The sequence below is a fragment of the Ruegeria sp. YKSE079 genome (assembly GCF_059612845.1).
Genome location: NZ_JBXWRJ010000009.1, coordinates 145,408 through 166,374 on the forward strand (window position 1 = coordinate 145,408; position 20,967 = coordinate 166,374).

The following is a 20,967-nucleotide window of genomic DNA, read 5'->3' on the forward strand; positions in this document are numbered from 1 at the left end:
GTTTGCGCAAGCTCGTCAGATCTTGTTGATCGGAAGCTTCAGAAAGACGTCGCCCTGCTCATCAGCGGGCGGCATTTGCCCGGCTCGCATATTGACTTGCAGCGACGGCAGGATCAGTCGCGGCATTGCAAGGGTTGCGTCGCGCGCATCTCTCATCTTGACGAAATCCTCGATACATTTGCCCTGACCGATGTGAATGTTCAGCGCTTTTTGCTCGCCTACCGTTGTTTCCCAAGCATATTCATCCCTGCCAGGTGCCTTGTAATCATGTCCGACAAATATCCGCGTATCATCCGGAAGTGTCAGTATTTTTTGGATTGAATTGTACAAAGTCGCCGACGAGCCGCCGGGGAAATCGCAGCGCGCGGTTCCGAAATCCGGCATGAAAAGCGTGTCACCCACAAACGCGGCATCACCGATAACGTAGGTCAGGCAGGCGGGCGTATGGCCCGGAGTGTGCAGAACATCGCCGCGCATCTGCCCGATGTGAAAACTGTCGCCCTCTGTGAACAGGGAGTCGAACTGACTACCGTCCCGCTGAAACTCAGTGCCCTCATTGAAAACTTTGCCGAATGTATCCTGAACAACGGTGATGTTTGACCCGATCCCGATTTTGCCGCCAAGTTTTTCTTGCAGATAGGGAGCTGCCGAAAGGTGGTCGGCATGAACATGGCTTTCCAATATCCACTCGACCTTGAGATCCTCGGATTTGACATAGTCGACGATTGCGTCCGCCGATGCGGTATTGGTACGACCTGATGCGTGATCAAAATCCAGCACGCTATCGATGATCGCGCACGCACGCCCTTTGGGTTCGCGCACCAGATAAGACACCGTGAAAGTGGCTTCGTCAAAGAAGGCTTTTACGAATGGCGTCATTGGATCCTCCGCATTTCATATGTTAATCATATAAATAAGTTTGAATGTGATTCAACCACCCCGTCTCCTCACGCCGATTCCCCGGCTGCTTTGATGTCGGTCAAGGCAATTTCCTCAAACCATGATAGACTCTGCCAGAGTAGCGTTTCCTCGCCGAAAAAACAGGCACGACGGGCGGAAATTCGCAGGTACTCCATGTTCGGTGCATGAATTTCTTACGGTTGTTACTGAACTCTGTCAGGTTCAACGTATAGGGGAGGAGTCAGATGACTGCACAAGAACTTTATCGTGAAGTTGAACGATTGGAGAGGACGCTCAAGGGCGCGTGTATCGAAAAACGCTTGGAAATGCAGCCAACGGTCAGCCAGATGGTTCGGCAGATGCGGACGCAAGGTATTCGTGTTCCCTCGCGATTGCGCAGGCTGGACGTTGCGTTGTGTGAGGATGCGATCGAAGCGCGATTCGACAATATGCCGGTCTGAGTCTGGGTTTACCCCAGCGATATTCCCAGAATCACCATCATCAGTCCAAGAACCGACAGAAAAAGCGAGGCTAGGTTCCAGGGCAATACGCCTTGGACGGCTGCGCGCAGTTCTTCATCCGAAAGTCCCGCCTTGCGCGCTTTCATGACACGCAGAATGCACCAGACCAACCCAACCAGACCGGCAAGGGATATGGCGGCGCCAGACCAAATGATAATGTCGAACATGTCTTGCCCGTTTTCGTGTTCCGAACCGGTTCGCGGTTAGCGGATCGTTGCGGCAGGTGCAAGGTTTTGTCGGTTCCAGACATTGGCCGCTTGCGGCCTGCCCATCGCCGATGTATCCCGCATTTTGCCCGATTTCAGCCCGACGGAGTGATGCAGATGGACGAAATGATCGAAACACAGGCCGATTCTAACTATCGCGTGACAGCAGGGGAGTTGCGTCAGTTCATCGAGCGCTTCGAGCGCCTGGAGGCAGAGAAGAAGGACATTGCGGACCAGCAAAAGGAAGTGATGGCCGAAGCCAAAGCACGCGGTTATGACACCAAGGTCATGCGTAAGGTGATTGCGCTGCGCAAACGGGACAAGGACGACATCGCCGAGGAAGAGGCAGTTCTGGAAATGTACAAAGAAGCGTTGGGGATGTGATTCGCAACGCTTATGGGGTGATGAACGATACCCCAGGCATCGATTGTATGGTTCCTACATCGTCGTCATAGAGTTGTGTAAAAGCGTCGACCACCTCGGTGGTCCAGCCCGGCAGATCGAGCTCTTCCTCGATCTGTTCGAGAGCAGCAAACTCGTCCAGATGCCTTCGGATCAAGTTGCTGACTTGACGGTCGTTTATGTCGGGCGATAGCGACCGTTGAACGTGGAACCTTGCGAGGCCTTCGTCGGACAGTACTTCTGGCAAAACTGCAAACTCACCAATCACCGGTTCACTATCCGCCAGACGCGCCACGGCACGTAAAACCTTTCCCCAGATCAGCGGCGTATCTTCGTTGCACCAGACAGTGACATTGACCTCTGGCGCCTGTTCGCGGACCTGCGCGATGACCTGTGACCAGGACAACCGACTTAGGTCGAAAGTCGAACGAATTTCGTTCTGCCTGCGCTCGGGAAGGGAAGACAGGACTTCGGGAATGAAGCCGGCAGGGTTTCTCAGCCCGATGCACAGATCAATTTGCGATCCGGGGAACAGAGCGCAAATTTGCGTCATCCGCGGCCCGGCCAGTGGGTAAAACTGGCCGTCGCGAATGGCAGACCATTCCGTGCCAAAGAAGTTTGGGTCGGAGAAAAGTACGCGCCGGGGCATTTCACCCTGAAGGACGGTATCGAGAATTGCTTCGCCTGCCTCTGGTTGAACGGGCGCATTCTTGAGTGCCTGAAAGGTTGTCTGAAACAGCTTGCGGTACTTTCGAGGTCGTGGAATGGCGATACCGTGCCGACCGAATTCCTCGGTATTCTGTAGCAGGCATTTGATCAGGCGTCCGCCATCGGTTGCGTGAGCCCCCGTATGAAAAACCAGCTGCGTCATGCGTCTTCGACCGATCGTCAGTTTCCTCGCCTCGGGTGGCATGTTTGGCCAGGACAGTCAAATCAAGCATTTGTCCGCGTCATGAAAACAACGAATCTCTCGGTTATTGGAGAACCGGCAAAATTTTTGCTTCGGAAAGTTGTGGGCATCAGGTGGCTAAAAGCCCATCCTTTTCGGCAACAGAAAAAAGTGTCTTGAAGTCGACGATCGAACTCAGTAATTCAACCGCGTGCCCCTATAGCTCAGCTGGTAGAGCAACTGATTTGTAATCAGTAGGTCCGCGGTTCGAGTCCGTGTGGGGGCACCATTTCCTATACGTATTCAATTAATTACATCTTCTGGTGTTTCTCGGGTGACGATTGCTCTTGCCACTGGCGGACAGCGGTGTGCTGGTCAAAAACAGCCTGACGATTCTGCAGCGTTTCAGGACTGATCAATGAGCAGGAATGACCTGACTTCGTACAGATGTGAAGAATACGGGTGCTCTCCTTTCAAGCGGGAATCCGCCGGGGCAAAAATGAGGCAGATATTGGGCGCGCTTTTGCCATAGTTTCGCAGTAATGATTTTCCGAAATGTTTCTGATTGCAATCCACAACAGTTCCTTGTGGCTTAGAAACACATGTTGAGACCGGTAGCCGGAGGAGAGAGAGATGAAGCTCAAGTCAGCCGTTCGCATTGCGGCCACGACATTCATGTTGGCGGGTGCGGTTGGTTTCACCGCCGGTGTGATAGCCCCCGACGCTGCCTTTGCTAAGGGCGGCAATGGTGGCGGTAACGGTGGTGGCAACGGCGGCGGAAATGGCGGTGGCAAAGGTGGCGACCATGGCGGTGGAAACGCTGGAAAAGGCGGTTCCGGAACCAGCAAAGGTGGCTTTGGCGGAACCAAGGGTCATGGCAAAAGTGGTTTTGCCGGGCTGGGCGACGGCAAAAGCAAGGGGAACGGGATAGGCAAGGGGTTGGCGGATTCGATCTCGGGCCTGTTTGGCGGCAAATCCAAGACCAAATCCTCAACCCAGGCCAAAAGCCCTGCGTCGAAGAGCGTGGCGAAGGCGACCAAATCGGAAGTGGCCCCAAACTCGCAAGGTAAGATTGCTTCGGAACTCAAAGGACTGAACGCTGCACATGCCAGTGCTCAGGCTTTTGCAAATGCATCGCCGAACAGCATGGTTGGGCGTTTGGCAGAATATCGTGAGGCTTTGGCCGATGTTGCTGATGCTGAGGACGCCTTGGCCGAAGCCAACACGGCGCTGAGCGATGCTGTAAGCGATCTGGCCGATGCCGAAAAATCCCTGATGGATGCACAACAGGATCTGGCCGATCTTGAAAGCCTGTCGCAGGAAGAAAGAGAGGCGCAATTTGAATCGGAAGACGCCTATAATGATGCGGTGGCCGGCGCAAAAAGCGCGGTAAGTGATGCGGAGACTGATGTTTCCGATGCGGAAACCGCCATAGGAGACGCGGAAACCAATGTTGCCGATGCCGAAGACGCTGTGGATGAGGCGCAGGAAATCTCGGAGGAGTCGCTTGCTGGCCTTCCAGGTGGCGAAGACCTGTCGGACGAGGCTGTTGCCGAACTCAACGGAATGCTAACCGACTGACTTAATTAATCATCGCGGTTTTGGGTGGTGAGATAAAATAGAAACGGGCGGCTTTGGCCGCCCTGTTTTTTTTCTTTTGTGTGAATTCCCCCACGGTCGTCAGACCCGGTCTTTTGGCGGGCAATTGCCAAGAGGTTGCCGGTTAGTTTTGTCTCAACGTGAAACTGACGTATAGTCGTGGCGGTGGGTATTGAGTTCTTGACGCCTATGATCCTTCGATTTTGGCCGACAAGTTCGCGATCGGTGCAAATGTGGGGGAAGATTTATGAAACTCGGGTTCGCGTTGCGCGTCACAGCCACATCCCTGATGCTGGCCGGTGCTTTGGGATTTGCCGCCAACATCGCAATTCCGGACATGGCAATCGCCAAGAACGGAAATGGCGGTGGCAAAGGCGGCGGTAAAGGTGGTGGCCACGGCGGAGACAAAGGTGGAGGTGGTCACGGCAAGGGTGGGCCTGACAAGGGCGGCAAAGGAAAGAGCGCCCATGGTAATAGCGGCACAGACAAAAGTTCATTTGGCAAAGGTGGCCGCACCAAATCCACAAGCAAGGGCGGTTCAAAGCACGGGTTTGGCAAAGGTGGATCGAAGGGAAAAAAGGGTCTCTTTGCCGGCTTCAATGGCTCCAGGTCAAAGGACAGGGGAAAGAATGGCGGCCAGAAAGGCGCGTTCGCGCAAGCGATGTCCGATCTGTTTGGCGGTACAAAGTCCCGCGGAAGGTCAAAAACAAAATCTTATGACGGGTCACGCAAGAGTTCCAAGAGTTACGCCGCGCGCAGCGTCGCAACCGCCTCGTTGGCGACAACTGCTTATGCGACGGAGTATCCGGCGCGCTATGAAACCTACGATCACCTGAACAAGTACGAGTATCCCGATACATACGACTATACGGACAAGCGCGACTATTATTCTCGCAAGCACCACGAATACGAGCACTATCACTCATACAGCTATCACGACTGGTACGATGATGATGACGACTATGATCATCACGACAAGTACGACAAGGATATTCGGCACGACTATCATAGCTACTATGACCGGTTCGACTACGACCACATGGACAAGTACGATTATCCGGACAGCTATGGTTACCACGAAAAATACGGTTACCACGACAAATACGGTTACCACGACAAGTACAGCTACGATGACGAATACGACCATCCGAACAAGCACGGTAAAATCGCGTCGGAACTCAAGGGCCTGAACGCGGCTCATGCCAGCCCTCAGGCATTTGCAAACGCCAGCCCCAACAGCATGGTTGGGCGGATTTCGGTTTATCGGGATTCGCTGTTTGATCTGCGTGACGCCAAACACGATTTCGTCGAAAGCAAAGAGGACTTCCGCGATGCGCTGATGGATCTTGACACCGCGCGGAGTGGTTTGAACGACGCCGAAGATCACCTGAACGATCTGGAATCCTTGTCGCAGGAGGAAATCGACGAACAATTCGACTCGCAAGAGGCCTATGACGCGGCTGTTCAGGATGCTCAGGATGCGGTTTCCAAGGCCGAAGACGAAGTCGACTATGCCAAGGATGCCGTCCATGACGCCAAAGAGGACGTCATCGAGGCCCGTCACGACGTGAAAGAGGCTAAGGAGTATTCTCAGGAAACACTGTCCGGCCTGCCCGGAGGTGAGGACCTGTCCAGAGCGGCCAAAAGAGAACTGAACGGTCTGCTTCTGGACTGAAAAAAACGCCGCCGTGGTGTCGTGGCGGCGTTTGGATTGCGGCGGGCGGCTCTTGTGGCCGCCCGAACTGTTATTGCAGTTCCACCAACAGGTCTTTGGCGTCGATCTGGCCGCCGGGTTGGACGTGTATGGCCTTGATCGTGGCGTCACGCTCGGCGTGGATGCCGGTCTCCATCTTCATTGCCTCGATGGTCAATAGCATGTCGCCCTCCTTGACTTCCTGACCAGCCGAGACCGCGACGGTTGCCACGACACCCGGCATCGGTGCCCCGACATGATTGGGGTTTCCGACTTCGGCCTTGGGCCGCTGGATGGTGGAGGATTTCACCAGACGGTTGGGCACGCGGATCACGCGGGGCTGGCCGTTGAGTTCAAAGAACACCTTGACCTCGCCATTTTCATCCGTCTCGCCAATGGCCTGGCATCGGATTTCCAGCGTCTTGCCTGGATCGATCTCGGCGGTGATTTCTTCGCCCGGCTCCATGCCGTAAAAGAACGTCCGTGTCGGCAGGGTGCGCACTGGCCCGTACTGGCGATGGCGCCCCATGTAGTCAAGGAACACCTTGGGATACATAAGATATCCGTTCAGGTCCTCGTCATCGACTTCTTTACCTTCCAGTTGTTTGGACAGGTCGGCGCGGGTTGCGTCCAGATCGATAGGTTCGACGTGTTTGCCCGGACGTTCGGTATTGGGTTTTTCGCCTTTCAGCACCTTGCTGATGATCGCATCGGGGAACCCTCCCGGCGGTTGGCCCAGATTGCCGCGCATCATGTCGATGACCGAGTCGGGGAAGGCCACATCGGAATTCGGGTCTTCGACCTGCGCGCGGGTCAGGCCTTGACTGACCATCATCAACGCCATGTCCCCAACGACCTTCGAGGACGGCGTCACCTTGACGATATCGCCGAACATTTGGTTAACGTCGGCATACATCTGGGCCACTTCGTGCCAGCGTTCTTCCAGACCCAGGCTGCGCGCCTGCGCTTTTAGGTTGGTGAACTGACCGCCCGGCATCTCGTGCAGATAGACTTCGGAGGCAGGGGCCTGCAGGCCCGATTCAAATGCCGCGTACTGGCCGCGCACCGCTTCGAAATAGTCGCTGATCTCGCGGATCGCCTTGATATCCAGCCCGGTGTCGCGATCCGTATGCCGCAGCGCCTCGACCACGGTACCCAGTGTCGCCTGTGACGTGTTGCCCGAAAAGCTGTCCATCGCGCAATCGACCGCATCGACCCCAGCCTCCGAGGCCGCAAGGATGGTGGCGCTGGCGATCCCGGCGGTGTCATGCGTGTGGAAGTGGATCGGTAAGCCAACCTCTTCCTTCAGCGCTTTGATCAATACCCGCGCAGCAGCCGGTTTCAACAGGCCCGCCATATCCTTGAGCCCCAGAACATGGGCGCCCGCGTCACGCAGCTGCTTGCCCATAGAGACATAGTATTTGAGGTCGTACTTGGCGCGCTCGGGATTCAGGATGTCGCCGGTATAGCAGATCGTGCCCTCGCAGATCTTGTTCTGCTCGACCACTGCATCCATCGCGACGCGCATGTTCTCGACCCAGTTCAGGCTGTCAAAGACGCGGAACACGTCGATGCCGGTGGCCGCCTGGCGCACGAATTCGCGTACCACGTTGTCGGGATAGTTCGTGTAACCCACCCCGTTCGCGCCGCGCAGCAGCATCTGGGTCATCAGGTTGGGCATCGCCTCGCGCAGGTCGCGCAGGCGCTGCCACGGGCATTCCTGGAGGAAGCGGTAAGCCACGTCAAACGTGGCGCCCCCCCAACACTCGACGCTGAACAATTGCGGCAGGTTGGCGGCATAGGTCGGCGCCACGCGGATCATGTCGATCGAACGCATCCGGGTCGCCAGCAGCGATTGGTGCCCGTCGCGCATGGTCGTGTCGGTGATCAACAGCTGGCGCTGCGCCTTCATCCAGTCGGCCACCGCCTGCGGGCCTTTCTGTTCCAGCAGGTTGCGAGTGCCCATCTGGGGTTCCGCCTTTTTTGCGGGTGGTCTGGGCACTTTCAGGTCGGGATGCGGCAGGGGGCGGTCCTTGGTTTCTGGATGCCCGTTCACAGTGATATCCGCGATATAGGTCAGAACCTTGGTGCCCCTGTCGCGACGCTTCTTGAAGTGAAACAGCTCTGGCGTTTCGTCAATGAACTTGGTGGTGTACTCGTTCGACAAGAACGTCGGGTGCTTCAGCAGGTTTTCGACAAATGCGATATTGGTGCTGACGCCACGCACCCGAAACTCGCGCAAGGCGCGGTCCATCCGGGCGATCGCTTTTTCCGGGGTCTGCGCCCAAGCGGTAACCTTGGTCAAGAGCGAGTCGTAATACCGCGTGATCACCCCGCCCGCATAGGCCGTGCCGCCATCCAGACGGATGCCCATGCCCGTAGCCGAACGATAGGCGGTAATGCGGCCATAATCCGGGATGAAGTTGTTTAGCGGGTCCTCGGTCGTCACCCGTGTTTGCAGCGCATGGCCGTTCAGCTGAACCTCGTCCTGATTGGCTTTGCCCGTCGCCTCGGCCAGCGTCTTGCCTTCGGCAATCAGGATCTGCGCTTGCACGATGTCGATGCCGGTCACTTCTTCGGTGACGGTATGCTCGACCTGCACCCGGGGGTTCACTTCAATGAAATAGAACTTGCCGGTTTCCATATCCATCAGGAACTCGACGGTTCCGGCGCATTCATAGTTCACGTGGGCGCAAATCCGGCGGCCCAGCTCACAAATCTCGGCGCGCTGTTCTTCGCTCAAGTAAGGGGCGGGCGCGCGTTCTACGACTTTCTGGTTGCGTCGTTGGACCGAGCAGTCACGCTCATAAAGGTGATAGATCTCGCCGTGCTTGTCGCCCAGAATCTGAACCTCGACATGGCGGGCGCGAGTGATCATCTTTTCCAGATAGCCTTCGCCATTGCCAAACGCGGCTTCCGCCTCACGGCGGCCTTCCATCACTTTTTCGGCCAGTTCTTTTTCGGAGTAGATCGGGCGCATGCCGCGTCCGCCACCGCCCCAGGAGGCTTTTAGCATCAGCGGGTAGCCGATCTCGGCGGCCTCCTTGCGGATGGCGTCCATGTCATCGCCCAGAACCTCGGTGGCCGGGATCACCGGAACGCCCGCCGCAATGGCGACCTTTCGGGCGCTGGCCTTGTCTCCCAGAGCGCGCATGGTCTCGGCTTTTGGACCGATGAAGGTGATACCGTTGCTGGCGCAGGCATCCACGAAATCTGGGTTCTCCGACAACAAGCCATAGCCGGGATGGATGGCATCTGCGCTGCTTTCCTTGGCGACGCGAATGATTTCGTCAATGCTGAGATAGGCCGCAACCGGTCCCAACCCCTCACCGATACGATAGGCTTCGTCCGCCTTGAAGCGATGCAGGCCCAGCTTGTCCTCTTCGGCAAAAACGGCGACGGTGCGTTTGCCCATCTCGTTGGCCGCGCGCATCACGCGAATTGCAATCTCACCGCGGTTGGCGATCAGAATCTTTTTGAAATCGGTCATTGGCAGGTTCCGGTAGTTGGCGGGTGGCCGTGTTTTAAGCGGACAATACGCGCACGTATATCTGTAATTCGGGGTAGAACCGGCATGTTATCGCTCGCAAGCGCCGCAAATGCGATATATTTACCCTATCATTGCCGCGGCGCGGCATCGGCGAAGTAAACGGGCGCTGGCAAATCCGCCAGGCGAGCTGCGCCAAGCTGACCCATATTCGCTTCCATGTCCTTGCGCAGGATTTCGATGACATGGGCCGGGCCGGCCTGCCCCAGCGCGGCAATCCCATAAAGAAATGCCCGGCCTGCCATGACAAAATCGGCCCCAAGTGCAAGCGCGCGCAGAATATCGAGCCCCCCGCTGATGCCACTGTCGAAGATCAGAGGCAGAGAAGTCACGGCGCGGATCGATGGCAGGGCTTCGATACTTGCGGGCGCGCCGTCAAACTGACGTCCGCCGTGATTCGAAACCCATAGCGCATCGACACCGATTTCTGCCAATAGGGCAGCGTCTGCAGCCCTCATCACACCCTTCACCACGAATGGACCTTCCCAATTGTCCCGCAGCCATTTCACGTATTCCATGTCGGGCGAAGTCCGCAGCAGATAGCCGACATGCGCAGTCGGCGGCAGGTTCTTTTGAGCACCCGATATGTACTTGTCGAGTGTTCTCATCCGAGGCATTCCCACCCGCGCCATCCCCAGAGCCCAGGCAGGCCGGATTGCAATTTGCGACAGGAGGCGGGGTGTCAGCTTGGGTGGCTGGGTCAGCCCGGATCGGGTCTGACGCTCGCGGCGTGACGCCACGGGGACGTCGGCAGTCAGGATCAGTGTCGAAAAGCCGGCAGCGCGTGCGCGGTCCAGCATGTCCTTTCGGATATTGGAATCCTTTGGCGGGTACATCTGGAACCAGGCATGTTCTCCCAGATGTGGGGCCAAGTCTTCGGGGCTTTGGCTGGCGACCGTGGAAAGGGCATAGGGAATTCCGGCTCTTGCGGCTGCGCGTGCAAGGATTCCTTCGGCATCCGGCCAGATCAGCCCGCACATGCCTATCGGAGCAATCCCGAAGGGCAGGGGCAACTCGTGCCCCAGTAGCAAAGTGCGCAGATCGAAATCCATCGGACCATTCAGAATCGACGGCTCAAATCCAATGCAGTCCAGCGCCGCGCGGTTTCGAGATTTTGTGGCCTCGGCCCCGGTGCCGCTGTCCAGGTATTCCCAGACAAAATGTGGCAACCGGCGTCGGGCGCGCCATTTCAGGTCGTCAATGCCGGGATGGGTGCTTTGCAAATCCATGCCGATTGATCCAATTTGCACAGCGATTCGGCAAGCGTTCAGGCTGCTTTCCCGGATTTCTTCAACGCTTCCGAAGAGGTAGAGTTCTTCTTTGGCTGCGCTTCTGCATATTCTGATGCGTTCAGCGATGCTCGCGCGGCCACGCAGACCTGATTGCGGCCCTTATCCTTGGCGCGATACAAGGCCTCATCCGCAGTCTGCATCAGTTCCTGGGGCATGGTGCCATGTGACGGGTAATGGGCGATGCCTGCAGAAATGGTGATCCGGGGCAAGGTCTTTTCCCCATAACGGACGTTGATGGATTCGACCGCTTGTCGCAAGTGTTCGGCCCGGGTAAGCACTTCATCAGGCGCGATGTTTGGCAGGATCAGCATGAACTCCTCGCCGCCAATTCGGCAGGCCACCTCGTCGCCATCGCAGCTATGAGCAAGGGTCGAGCCCACAGCGCGGAGCACCATGTCACCAGCATCATGCCCGTGCGTATCGTTGAATTTCTTGAAATGATCCACATCCACCGCCACAAGCGATAGCGGCGCACCGGTTTTCTGGCTGCGCCCGATGCTCTTGCGCAGGCATTCGGTCATGTGGCGGCGATTGAACAGCCCCGTCAGCGGGTCGCGCACGGATTGGTCGTGCAACTGGTCGCGCATCCGGACATTGGCAATCGCCATGCTGATCTGTTCGGCGCACATTTGCGCCAGCTGTTTGTTTGAATGAAAGTTCTGACTGTGTCCACCCCGTGCGCGCAGATGCAAAAGACCGACGGTTTCGCCGTGGGCAAGTATGGGAAAGCAGAAATAGGGTCGCCCGTCATGCGGTTCCGCATGTTCGCAGACGAAATCGATTTCCGAGGCACCGAACTCATATGTTCGCCCCCGGCGAAGGCCCCAACAACCTTCGGGATGGATATGAGATTTGTGCGTGCCACCATTCCAGCTGGCGCAGCCGTCCAGCACATCGCGCGAGTTGGAATAGACATACACATTGCCTTCGGCATCGGGCAGGATGTGGGTCATGAACCGTGCCACCATGTCGAACAGCTCCTCCAGCGAGCGGCTCGACTGCAGCCATTCGTTCAGTTCGCCCAACAGCCGGACTTCGCGCACCAGACGCAGCTGGTCGGCCATCAGCTCACGCTCCTTGTTGGTTCGTGCTTTCAAGGTCTGCATTTTTATCCGGTTGGTGTGAAAAATCATGGCGGACACCCCCGCCAACGCAAGCAATGCGATTCCGCAGACAATCACCAACGACAGGCGGACGCGAGACATCAGGATATTCCGGATATTGGTAATGTCCGTGTAGAACTCGACCGCCCCCAGAAACTGCCCTTCTTTCATGACAGGCGTGTAAATCTCTGCCACATGGCGAAACGGGTCGGTTGCCTGTCCTCCCTGAGGCATAAAATTGTCGATTTCCGCCACCGGTTTTTCTGCTCGATCGTAATAACTGGCTCCGGTTGCGACGACGTCCTGGAAGTAAGGTTTGGATGTCACAGTGCCGATGTCCGAGGAACGCGTCGACCAGAACACGCGCCCGTCCGCGTCGAACAATTTGAACCGGTACACATCCGAGGCCTGGGGCATCAGACTCAGAAATTCACGGTCGTGCGAATCAAGAGTGCCGTTTCGAAACGTCTTTTCGGCATCCTCCAGATGCAGTACAACCCGCCGGTTCCACAGGTTTGCCTGGTGCATCACATCCGCTTCAAGCATCTTGTCGACGATCACATTGGGAAGCTGCATCGTCCCCCATACAGCCAACCCTGTGGCCGCAACCAGTCCTGCGACGACCATGGCCCACCTGAGTTGCCATGATCCTGCACGTATTTCCAAAAATCTCATGTCCCGCGCTCCCAATTCGGAACAAGGATCGTTACCGTGGTTTGACAAAAGGTTAACGCGCTCCCGCCGGACCCCTACCGTATTGCTCAAATTTTCTCGATCTCAGGAAGGCGCAGAAAGAATGGAACAAGGAGTGAACAAACCCTTTCCCTTAGCCCTTGAAACGCGTAGTTTGCGACCATGAGCAGTTTTGACGAAATGGACGCTTTCGAGGGCGCATCGCTGTCGGCGCGGGCTATGGCCGTGCGTCCTTCGCCCTATCTGGATGATCTGAACCCGGCGCAACGTGATGCGGTCGAACGTCTGGACGGCCCGGTTCTGATGCTGGCCGGGGCGGGGACGGGCAAGACCAAGGCGCTGACGGCCCGAATCGCACACCTTCTCAACACGGCACGTGCGCGCCCGAACGAGATTCTGTCGGTGACTTTCACCAACAAGGCTGCGCGCGAGATGAAAGAGCGTGTGGGCCGCTTGCTGGGTCAGCCCGCTGAGGGGATGCCATGGCTGGGCACCTTCCACTCGATCTGTGTAAAACTGCTGCGCCGCCACGCGGAACTGGTCGATCTGAAATCGAACTTCACCATTCTGGATACCGACGATCAGCTTCGCCTGCTCAAGCAACTGGTTCAAGCCGCCAATATCGACGACAAACGCTGGCCGGCACGAATGCTGGCGGGGATCATCGATGACTGGAAAAACCGTGCGCTGACGCCCGACAAAGTGCCTGCGGCGGATGCCGGGGCCTATAACAACAAGGGCATTGAACTTTACGCCCAATACCAGACCCGCCTGCACGAGCTGAATGCGGTGGATTTTGGTGACCTGCTTTTGCACATGGTCACGATTTTCCAGACCCACCCGGATGTTCTGGAACAATACCAGCGCTGGTTCCGCTACATCCTTGTGGATGAGTATCAGGACACCAACGTCGCCCAGTACCTGTGGTTGCGCCTGCTGGCCGGGGGGCACAAGAACATCTGCTGCGTGGGTGATGACGATCAATCAATCTATGGCTGGCGCGGGGCCGAGGTCGGCAACATCCTGCGGTTCGAAAAGGACTTTCCCGGAGCCTACGTGGTGCGGCTGGAGCAGAACTATCGCTCAACCCCGCATATTCTGGCGGCTGCGTCGAACGTCATTCGGGGCAACGAAAGCCGTTTGGGTAAAGAGCTTTGGACCGACAAGCCCGAGGGCGAAAAGGTCCGTCTGATCGGCCATTGGGACGCCGAAGAGGAAGCCCGCTGGATATGTGAGGAAATCGATGCAATGCGAAGCGGTACCCGAGGTATGCGACCCTTTGAGCTAAATGAAATAGCGATAATGGTTCGAGCTACCCACCAAATGAAAGTGCTTGAGGATCGGTTTCTGAAGATCGGCATGCCATATAGAGTTGTTGGTGGGGTGCCCTTCTACCGTAGATTGGAAATCAGGGATGCAATTGCCTATTTCCGCGTCGTGGTCAGTTCTGACAATGATCTGGCTTTCGAGCGAATCGTAAACACGCCTAAGCGCAGTTTAGGAGAGAAGGCGCAACAGACGATCCAGCGCACCGCGCGGGACCATGGTGTGTCTCTGCTTCAAGGCGCGCGGATCGCGGTCGAGCAGAGGTTGATCAAGGGCAAGGGTGGCGTGGCTTTGCGCGAATTGGTCGATGGGCTGGCGCGCTGGAATGCGATGACCCGCGGCCCACAGATAGAAATCGATGATGATTCAGTGATTGATAACGGTGCCGAACCTGTCCGGTATGGCGATCCTGAGGTTTCACATATTGAATTGGCTCAGATGATCCTAGATGAAAGTGGTTACACTGAAAGTTACTTAAAACCACTTTCCGATGAAGAGCTAAGAATGGACCCAAGCCCGCCACGTAGTCCACGTGATCACGAGGCTGCCGGACGGTTGGAAAACTTGAAGGAGTTGGTCAACCATTTGGGCGAATTTGAGAATCTGCAAGGTTTTCTCGAGCATGTAAGTCTGGTCATGGATAACGAGCAGGACAATGATGAGCCAAAGGTCTCGATCATGACACTTCATGCAGCTAAGGGTTCAGAGTACCCTGCGGTTTTTCTTTCGGGATGGGAGGAGGGGTTGTTTCCGTCCCAGAGGTCGATGGATGAAACTGGGTTGAAGGGGCTCGAGGAAGAGCGCCGCCTCGCCTATGTGGGCATCACTCGCGCGGAGGAAGTTTGCACAATTTCATTTGCCTCCAATAGATTAATTTTCTCTGGTGACTTTAAAGGTTGGCAATCGATGTTGCCGTCACGCTTCATTGACGAGTTGCCCGAGGACCATGTCGAGGTGCTGACACCTCCGGGCCTTTATGGCGGCGGTCATCAGACGGCAGGCATAGAAACACGTGCGGCCGAAGCCAATGTCTATAACTCGCCGGGCTGGAGACGGTTGCAGGCGCGGCAGGGCCAATATGGCATGTCGCAACCCCGCGAAAGCCGCAACACGGTGATCGACGCCACCGCACTGGCCAGTTTCACGCTGGGCGAACGCGTGTTTCACCAGAAATTCGGCTATGGCGCGGTGATCGGCATTGAAGGCGACAAGGTCGAGGTCGTTTTCGACAAAGCGGGCACCAAGAAAGTGGTCGCGCGGTTCCTGTCGGCCAAGGACGATGTGCCGTTCTAGACGCCTTCGACCAGCACCATGTTCGTGGAGGCCGTGGCTTTCCTGATTTTCGCGAGTTCAATGTAGTCTGGATCGTTCTTCCAGGCCGTTGCCGTCTCAAGGTCCGGAAACTCCATCAGGACGATTCCGCCTTCGGGCCAATTGCCCTCCACACAGTCCACGGGCTTGGATGACACTGTCAGCAAACGGCCTTTGTAGCGATCGAAAATCGGCATGAAGCCTTTCAGGTAGTCCTGATACCCGTCGGGGTCGTGAATCTTCAGTTGGGCAATGAAATAGGCAGCCATGGCGTCCTCGCTCTTGAAGCCGGGGCGTAAATGTTACTCCGGCACAACCAAAAAAGAAACGGCGGTTCCCAGGGAGGAGGAGGGGAACCGCCGTTCTTTGCAACATCGAGGCAGGGAGGAGGAGAGCCCCGATGCAGTCGGACCCGGGTATTGACCCGGTATGAGGTCGCGACAATGCCAGGGAGGAGGAGAGGCATCGCCGCGCGCTTTCAACACCGGAATCAGGGAGGAGGACCCGGTGTATCAGCTCCCGGCGTTCAGGGCCGGTATTCTTTGCGGCGGCACCAGGGAGGAGGAGGATACCGCCGCTGAAGTTCAGACCCGCAGGGAGGAGGAAGCGGGGCTGAATTCCAATTTCTATTGCGTCCGTTACGCGAAGTGTTCGTTGACCGCCTGAAGCGCAACCTGACGGATCATCGATCGGTTCAGCCCGAGATCATCCAGTTCACGTGCCGACAGGGCCGACAGTTCGTTCACGGTCTTGCGGTACATCAGATGTCGGCCCACACGGGATTTTGCAGCCTCTAGAAGCGCTGAGAATCCAAATCCTTGCGCACCTTTGTGGGTGATATGTTCGCTCGTTGATGCCATCGTATCTAACCTGATCTTTTTCGTTCTGCCGTATCGCTGCGGCGTTGCTTGAGACTGAAAATAAGCAAATGCTGCAGGTGCACAATGGCTTCCGTGGTCAAAGCGGGTATGCGACAATTGCATAGATTGCCCCCTTGCGCGGCTGGCGGGCCGGCGGGATCAAAATTCACTGGCACTTTTTCAACTCTCGCCGCCATAAAAGTACCTGATTTGCTGCGACTACCCAGGGCGCGCCTCCAAGTTGACGCCAGATACTCCGAGAAGGTTGCTTCAAACCGCCTGTGTTGCTTCCGTTGTTCAATGCGGACAGCGAAACCGAAGCGCCGTGTTTGATTCTGGATACGGGATTTCATGGGAAGCGCTCAAATTCGAGCCAGTCGGCATGGGATGCTCACTAATCGCTCATGGGAATACCGGGTGATTCGCGCTCTTTGATTGGGGTAAAAAGTGAACATTCTGACGTAATCAAAAAAGTTCTTCGCCGTTCTGAATTTTCTTGGGAATTCATGGGATAAAATTACCGATACGCCGTCTGTACTATATTTAGTATGCGCTTGTTGTTTAGTTACATCATGGGGCAATAATGACTCAAAATTCTTCACTCTGCCTTGCATAATATACTGCGAAGCTGGCAAGCCGAATGGAAGTTACTCCCAAATTCCTATTGATTTCCATGAATTCCCATGGCATCCCTAGTTCATCCGATGAGGACGAGGCAGCAGGGGCGCTAAACGACCCCGACATAAATCCAAAGGTTTCATACAGGCATCTCGCTTTCATCGAACCAAGAGATCCGGCGCGCGAGCGAGCAGACATCCCCCCAGGTGGCGCGCGCAGCTGGACTTCCCGCAAGGCGGGCAAATGCGGCGGGTTGATCAGTGGCAGCAGATCAACTCGCCGTTTTTAACTTCTGGGGGTCGGAATTTTGTTGGGGGCGCAAGCGAAAGGGACAATCGGCTTGGCGCGCAGGTTCAGAGGCGAAAGCCACCACAAGGTGGACAACAAGGGCAGGGTCTCGATCCCGGCCTCGTTTCGCCGTGTGCTTGAAGCGGGCGATCCCAACTGGCAATCCGGCGGCAATCCTGAACTGGTGATCGTCTATGGTGATCACCGCCGTAAGTTTCTTGAATGCTACACCATGGAAGCGATTGACGAGGTTGATGCTAAGATAGATGCACTTCCGCGCGGTTCGATGGAGCGCAGGATGCTTCAGCGCCTGTTCCACGGTCTGTCGTTCCCGACCAATGTGGACGAAACGGGGCGTCTGGTGCTTCCGGCCAAACTGCGTGACAAGATCAAGCTCGAAGGCGACGCTTTTTTTATCGCCGCCGGTGACACGTTCCAGATATGGAAGCCCGAAACTTACACCCAAGAAGAACTCGCTTTGACCGAGGAGTGGCTGGACGAGTTGCCAGACGATTTCGATCCGATGCAGTTCCTTGATGGCCCAAGGGATGGGTGACGGCATGGCCGCCGCTGCCCTATCCTCCTCGAATGATCCGCACATCCCCGTTCTGCTGCGCCCCTTGCTGGCTGCGGTTGCACCGGTGTCGGGCGTTTGGTTGGATGGCACCTTCGGCGCGGGTGGCTATACCCGCGGTCTGCTGGAGGCCGGGGCAGACAAGGTCATCGCAGTCGATCGTGATCCGCTGGCCTTTGAGATGGCGGCAAGCTGGGCTGGTGCCTATGGTGATCGGCTGGTGATGCAGCCAGGTGTGTTTTCGCGCATGGATGACTATGCCGGGGGCCTCGACGGCATCGTCCTGGATCTTGGCGTCTCCTCGATGCAGCTCGACCAGGCCGAGCGCGGGTTCTCCTTTATGAAGGATGGCCCCCTGGACATGCGGATGAGTCAGGATGGGGAAAGCGCAGCCGATCTGGTGAACACCGCGCCCGAAGCGGCTCTGGCCGATATTCTGTTCCACTATGGTGAGGAACGCGCCAGTCGACGCATCGCCAAGGCCATCGTCCGGGCTCGCACCGAAGCGCCAATCACAACGACCTTGCGTCTTGCCGAAATCGTCGAATCCTGTTTGCCGCGCGCCAAGCCGGGGCAGTCCCATCCGGCGACACGCTCGTTCCAGGCTCTTCGGATTGCGGTCAACGCGGAATACGAAGAACTGTTTCTGGGTCTCATGGCTGCGGAACGAGCGCTGAAACCGGGCGGACAACTGGCGGTCGTCACGTTTCATTCGATTGAAGACCGGATGGTCAAACGCTTTTTACAGTCGCGGGCGGGTAAGACCGGACGCGCCAATCGGTACGCCCCCGAGCAACAGGAAGATCAGCCGCAATTCATTCTGAAAACGCGCAAGGCCGTCGGCCCCGACGATCAGGAGTTGGCCGAGAATCCGCGCTCGCGGTCAGCCAAGTTGCGCGTCGCGGTACGTACCGACGCCCCGGCGGGGGAAATTGATGCCCGCGCCATCGGAATGCCTCAGCTTAGTGGGGGAGCGAGATGAAAAGTTTGATGTATGTGTTGACCGCTCTGGCCGTGTTCGGGCTGGCATTGTGGGCGTATCAGGAAAACTATCGCACCCAGCAGGTGCTCAAGGAAACTCAAGGACTGCAGCGTCAGATCGGCGCGGCACAGGCCCGGCTTGCGATTTTACGTGCTGAATGGGCTTATCTCAATCGGCCCGATCGGCTGCGTGAACTGGCGGACCTGAATTTCGAACGTCTGGGCTTGCTGCCTCTTCGGGCCGAGCAATTCGGAAGCGCCGATCAGATCGCCTATGGCGAAGACCCTGACCTGCCCATCGTCGATCCGATCGAGTTGCAGGCGGTTACCGAGTTCGAATCGCTGGGTGAGGTGGAAATCCCATGACCCGCACACCGCTCCGCCCTCTGGCCCGCATCCTCGACGCCCGCTCCCGTGGTGAAAATCCGGACCTTATCGAGCGCGAAAACATCCGCAAGCGCCACGAAGAGATGAAGGACCGCGCTCGTACTCGCGCGGAGGGGCGCTTGCTGGTATTGGGCGTGTTCTTTTTCTGCGCATTTGCCGTGGTTGGTGCCCGGATGGGGATGCTCGCGACGTCCGAGGCGCAAGAGCCGCTGGCTACCGCGCCCGGAGCAAATATCGCCATGCAACGGGCGGAAATCGTGGATCGTGAAGGGCGCATACTCGCCACCAATCTGGAAACCTATTCCGTCTATGCCCAGCCGCCGAACATGATCGATCCCGTCGCGTCGGCCGAAGGGCTTGTGCGGATTTTCCCGGATCTGGACAAGGATCGTCTCGTCAAGGATTTCACCGGCAAGCGCAAGTTCCTGTGGATAAAAAAGCGCATCTCGCCTGAACAGAAGCAGGCGGTGCACGATATCGGCGATCCCGGCATCCTGTTCGGTCCCCGCGAAATGCGCCTTTATCCCAATGGCCAGCTTGCTGCGCATATCCTTGGCGGTTCCGGTTTTGGCCGTGAAGGGGTGAGTGCCGCCGAAGTTATCGGCGTTGCGGGCGTCGAAAAGCAGTTTGACGGCTATCTGCGCGACCCCGCCAACGGCAACAAGCCACTGCAACTTTCGCTGGACCTGACAATCCAGTCGGCGGTCGAACGGGTACTGCTCGGCGGCATGAAGATCATGAACGCCAAGGGGGCCTCGGCCGTCTTGATGAATGTACACACTGGCGAAGTGATCTCGGCGGCATCATTGCCCGCATTCGATCCCAATGATCGCCCGCGACCGCCGACCAGTGGATTTGATCCCTCGGACAGCCCGCTGTTCAACCGCTATGTGCAGGGCGTTTATGAGTTGGGATCTGTCTTCAAGATCTTCACGGCAGCGCAGGCCATAGACCTTGGGCTGGTGAACTCGGAGACCATTATCGACACGTCCGGCCCGATGCGCATCGGGCGGTTCCCGATCGGCGAGTTCAACAACAAGAACTATGGCAAGATCAGTGTGGCGGATGTAATCGTCCACAGCTCGAACCGGGGGACCGGGCGGCTGGCGCTGCAGATCGGGGCCGAGCGGCAGCAGTCGTTTCTGGAATCCCTCGGCATGTTCGATCCGACCCCCTTCGAGATTGTCGAAGCTTCGGGCGGCGCGCCGCTCAAGCCCAAGAAATGGGGCGAGTTGAGCACTGTCACCGTGTCTTACGGGCATGGCTTGTCGACCAGCCCGATGCATCTGGCGGCCGGCTATGCCGCGCTTGCCAATGGTGGCCATTATGTCAGCCCCACAATCCTGAAGCAGCGCGGGCCACAACACGGACCCCGCGTGATGTCCGAAAGCGCGGCAAAACAGGCGCGGGCGATGCTGCGCAAGGTGGTCACCAGCGGCACAGCCAGCTTTGGCGAAGTGCCGGGCTATGACGTGGCCGGCAAGACCGGTACCGCCGACAAGCCGAAACCGCGAGGCGGCTATTACGAAGACAAGGTGATTGCCACTTTTGCCACCCTGTTCCCTGCTTATGATCCGAAATATGTCCTGATTGTCACTTTGGATGAACCTTCAATCGTGGCATACGGCGAAAAGCGCCGGACGGCGGGCTGGACGGCGGTTCCGGTGACGGCGGAACTGATCGGGCGGGTGGCCCCGTTGCTGGGGTTGCGACCGCGGCTTGAGCCTGAAGCGGGCGCTGCTATAACGCTGACCTCAAACTAGACAGCACGAGGCAG

General features: G+C 57.1%; 18 protein-coding genes and 1 tRNA gene. 10 read left to right on the forward strand and 9 right to left on the reverse strand.

Features of this window, described 5'->3' with window-relative positions; translation table 11 throughout:
- Positions 1 to 15: 15 nt before the first annotated feature.
- A complete protein-coding gene (locus AC2FMY_RS10535) occupies positions 16 to 879 on the reverse strand; it encodes an MBL fold metallo-hydrolase (protein ID WP_496744613.1) in 864 nt (287 codons plus the stop codon).
- Between the two features lie 266 nt (positions 880 to 1,145).
- Between AC2FMY_RS10535 and AC2FMY_RS10540 the strand changes: the two genes are divergently transcribed.
- Positions 1,146 to 1,361, forward strand: coding sequence for a hypothetical protein (locus tag AC2FMY_RS10540; RefSeq protein WP_480749133.1), 216 nt, complete (start codon positions 1,146 to 1,148; stop codon positions 1,359 to 1,361).
- Positions 1,362 to 1,369: 8 nt separating this feature from the next.
- Here the strand turns inward: AC2FMY_RS10540 and AC2FMY_RS10545 are convergent, their stop codons facing one another.
- The gene (locus AC2FMY_RS10545; protein ID WP_496744615.1) at positions 1,370 to 1,588 is read right to left on the reverse strand and encodes a hypothetical protein; all 219 of its coding nucleotides are present in this window, start codon (positions 1,586 to 1,588) and stop codon (positions 1,370 to 1,372) included.
- 165 nt (positions 1,589 to 1,753) lie between these two features.
- Here AC2FMY_RS10545 and AC2FMY_RS10550 point away from each other — a divergent pair, with 165 nt between their 5' ends.
- On the forward strand, positions 1,754 to 2,011 hold the full coding sequence (locus AC2FMY_RS10550) for a DUF2312 domain-containing protein (RefSeq protein ID WP_480749333.1): 258 nt from the start codon (positions 1,754 to 1,756) through the stop codon (positions 2,009 to 2,011).
- A gap of 10 nt (positions 2,012 to 2,021) precedes the next feature.
- Here AC2FMY_RS10550 and AC2FMY_RS10555 read toward each other — a convergent pair whose 3' ends face one another.
- Complete coding sequence (locus AC2FMY_RS10555; protein WP_496744617.1) at positions 2,022 to 2,900, reverse strand: hypothetical protein; 879 nt, start codon at positions 2,898 to 2,900, stop codon at positions 2,022 to 2,024.
- A gap of 231 nt (positions 2,901 to 3,131) precedes the next feature.
- Here AC2FMY_RS10555 and AC2FMY_RS10560 point away from each other — a divergent pair.
- The 3 genes from AC2FMY_RS10560 (at position 3,132) to AC2FMY_RS10570 (ending at position 6,192) form a co-directional block, all read left to right on the forward strand.
- Positions 3,132 to 3,207: transfer RNA gene (locus AC2FMY_RS10560), tRNA-Thr, on the forward strand.
- A 344-nt stretch (positions 3,208 to 3,551) separates the two neighbouring features.
- On the forward strand, positions 3,552 to 4,499 hold the full coding sequence (locus tag AC2FMY_RS10565; protein ID WP_496744619.1) for a hypothetical protein: 948 nt from the start codon (positions 3,552 to 3,554) through the stop codon (positions 4,497 to 4,499).
- Between the two features lie 265 nt (positions 4,500 to 4,764).
- Positions 4,765 to 6,192: a hypothetical protein gene (locus AC2FMY_RS10570; protein WP_496744621.1), complete on the forward strand. Its 1,428-nt coding sequence runs from the start codon at positions 4,765 to 4,767 to the stop codon at positions 6,190 to 6,192.
- A gap of 70 nt (positions 6,193 to 6,262) precedes the next feature.
- Here the strand turns inward: AC2FMY_RS10570 and AC2FMY_RS10575 are convergent, their stop codons facing one another.
- From AC2FMY_RS10575 to AC2FMY_RS10585, 3 genes are all read right to left on the reverse strand, one after another.
- Positions 6,263 to 9,700, reverse strand: coding sequence for a pyruvate carboxylase (locus AC2FMY_RS10575; RefSeq protein WP_480749138.1), 3,438 nt, complete (start codon positions 9,698 to 9,700; stop codon positions 6,263 to 6,265).
- A 128-nt stretch (positions 9,701 to 9,828) separates the two neighbouring features.
- Positions 9,829 to 10,986 (reverse strand): alpha-hydroxy acid oxidase, encoded by a 1,158-nt coding sequence (locus AC2FMY_RS10580; RefSeq protein ID WP_480749139.1) that lies wholly within the window; start codon positions 10,984 to 10,986, stop codon positions 9,829 to 9,831.
- Positions 10,987 to 11,024: 38 nt separating this feature from the next.
- Complete coding sequence (locus tag AC2FMY_RS10585; RefSeq protein ID WP_496807355.1) at positions 11,025 to 12,827, reverse strand: sensor domain-containing diguanylate cyclase; 1,803 nt, start codon at positions 12,825 to 12,827, stop codon at positions 11,025 to 11,027.
- Between the two features lie 180 nt (positions 12,828 to 13,007).
- On the opposite strand from AC2FMY_RS10585, the gene AC2FMY_RS10590 reads away from it, so the two are divergent.
- Entirely contained in the window at positions 13,008 to 15,464 is a 2,457-nt protein-coding gene (locus AC2FMY_RS10590) for an ATP-dependent helicase (protein ID WP_496807356.1), read from the forward strand.
- On the opposite strand, the gene AC2FMY_RS10595 is transcribed toward AC2FMY_RS10590, so the two are convergent.
- From AC2FMY_RS10595 to AC2FMY_RS10605, 3 genes are all read right to left on the reverse strand, one after another.
- Complete coding sequence (locus AC2FMY_RS10595) at positions 15,461 to 15,751, reverse strand: DUF1330 domain-containing protein (RefSeq protein WP_480749142.1); 291 nt, start codon at positions 15,749 to 15,751, stop codon at positions 15,461 to 15,463. The genes AC2FMY_RS10590 and AC2FMY_RS10595 overlap by 4 nt on opposite strands.
- Positions 15,752 to 16,120: 369 nt before the next feature.
- Complete coding sequence (locus tag AC2FMY_RS10600; RefSeq protein ID WP_480749143.1) at positions 16,121 to 16,342, reverse strand: DUF1127 domain-containing protein; 222 nt, start codon at positions 16,340 to 16,342, stop codon at positions 16,121 to 16,123.
- A gap of 5 nt (positions 16,343 to 16,347) precedes the next feature.
- Positions 16,348 to 16,695 carry a hypothetical protein gene (locus AC2FMY_RS10605; RefSeq protein ID WP_496744628.1) on the reverse strand — a complete coding sequence of 116 codons (348 nt, stop codon included), beginning with the start codon at positions 16,693 to 16,695 and terminating at the stop codon, positions 16,348 to 16,350.
- A gap of 605 nt (positions 16,696 to 17,300) precedes the next feature.
- Here AC2FMY_RS10605 and mraZ point away from each other — a divergent pair.
- The 4 genes from mraZ to AC2FMY_RS10625 are packed head-to-tail and all read left to right on the forward strand — an operon-like array spanning position 17,301 to position 20,953.
- A complete protein-coding gene (gene mraZ, locus AC2FMY_RS10610; protein WP_496744629.1) occupies positions 17,301 to 17,804 on the forward strand; it encodes a division/cell wall cluster transcriptional repressor MraZ in 504 nt (167 codons plus the stop codon).
- On the forward strand, positions 17,785 to 18,804 hold the full coding sequence (gene rsmH, locus AC2FMY_RS10615) for a 16S rRNA (cytosine(1402)-N(4))-methyltransferase RsmH (RefSeq protein WP_496744631.1): 1,020 nt from the start codon (positions 17,785 to 17,787) through the stop codon (positions 18,802 to 18,804). Before mraZ ends, rsmH begins: the two co-directional genes overlap by 20 nt.
- Complete coding sequence (ftsL, locus tag AC2FMY_RS10620) at positions 18,801 to 19,169, forward strand: cell division protein FtsL (protein ID WP_480749148.1); 369 nt, start codon at positions 18,801 to 18,803, stop codon at positions 19,167 to 19,169. The genes rsmH and ftsL overlap by 4 nt, the downstream gene beginning before the upstream one ends.
- On the forward strand, positions 19,166 to 20,953 hold the full coding sequence (locus AC2FMY_RS10625; protein ID WP_480749149.1) for a peptidoglycan D,D-transpeptidase FtsI family protein: 1,788 nt from the start codon (positions 19,166 to 19,168) through the stop codon (positions 20,951 to 20,953). Before ftsL ends, AC2FMY_RS10625 begins: the two co-directional genes overlap by 4 nt.
- Positions 20,954 to 20,967: the final 14 nt, after the last annotated feature.

Coding starts and splice junctions, on each gene's coding strand:
- AC2FMY_RS10535 (WP_496744613.1), bottom strand. CDS start 879: ATGACGCCATTCGTAAAAGCCTTCTTTGACGAAGCCACTTTCACGGTG.
- AC2FMY_RS10540 (WP_480749133.1), top strand. CDS start 1,146: ATGACTGCACAAGAACTTTATCGTGAAGTTGAACGATTGGAGAGGACG.
- AC2FMY_RS10545 (WP_496744615.1), bottom strand. CDS start 1,588: ATGTTCGACATTATCATTTGGTCTGGCGCCGCCATATCCCTTGCCGGT.
- AC2FMY_RS10550 (WP_480749333.1), top strand. CDS start 1,754: ATGATCGAAACACAGGCCGATTCTAACTATCGCGTGACAGCAGGGGAG.
- AC2FMY_RS10555 (WP_496744617.1), bottom strand. CDS start 2,900: ATGACGCAGCTGGTTTTTCATACGGGGGCTCACGCAACCGATGGCGGA.
- AC2FMY_RS10565 (WP_496744619.1), top strand. CDS start 3,552: ATGAAGCTCAAGTCAGCCGTTCGCATTGCGGCCACGACATTCATGTTG.
- AC2FMY_RS10570 (WP_496744621.1), top strand. CDS start 4,765: ATGAAACTCGGGTTCGCGTTGCGCGTCACAGCCACATCCCTGATGCTG.
- AC2FMY_RS10575 (WP_480749138.1), bottom strand. CDS start 9,700: ATGACCGATTTCAAAAAGATTCTGATCGCCAACCGCGGTGAGATTGCA.
- AC2FMY_RS10580 (WP_480749139.1), bottom strand. CDS start 10,986: ATGGATTTGCAAAGCACCCATCCCGGCATTGACGACCTGAAATGGCGC.
- AC2FMY_RS10585 (WP_496807355.1), bottom strand. CDS start 12,827: ATGAGATTTTTGGAAATACGTGCAGGATCATGGCAACTCAGGTGGGCC.
- AC2FMY_RS10590 (WP_496807356.1), top strand. CDS start 13,008: ATGAGCAGTTTTGACGAAATGGACGCTTTCGAGGGCGCATCGCTGTCG.
- AC2FMY_RS10595 (WP_480749142.1), bottom strand. CDS start 15,751: ATGGCTGCCTATTTCATTGCCCAACTGAAGATTCACGACCCCGACGGG.
- AC2FMY_RS10600 (WP_480749143.1), bottom strand. CDS start 16,342: ATGGCATCAACGAGCGAACATATCACCCACAAAGGTGCGCAAGGATTT.
- AC2FMY_RS10605 (WP_496744628.1), bottom strand. CDS start 16,695: ATGAAATCCCGTATCCAGAATCAAACACGGCGCTTCGGTTTCGCTGTC.
- rsmH (WP_496744631.1), top strand. CDS start 17,785: ATGGCCCAAGGGATGGGTGACGGCATGGCCGCCGCTGCCCTATCCTCC.
- ftsL (WP_480749148.1), top strand. CDS start 18,801: ATGAAAAGTTTGATGTATGTGTTGACCGCTCTGGCCGTGTTCGGGCTG.
- AC2FMY_RS10625 (WP_480749149.1), top strand. CDS start 19,166: ATGACCCGCACACCGCTCCGCCCTCTGGCCCGCATCCTCGACGCCCGC.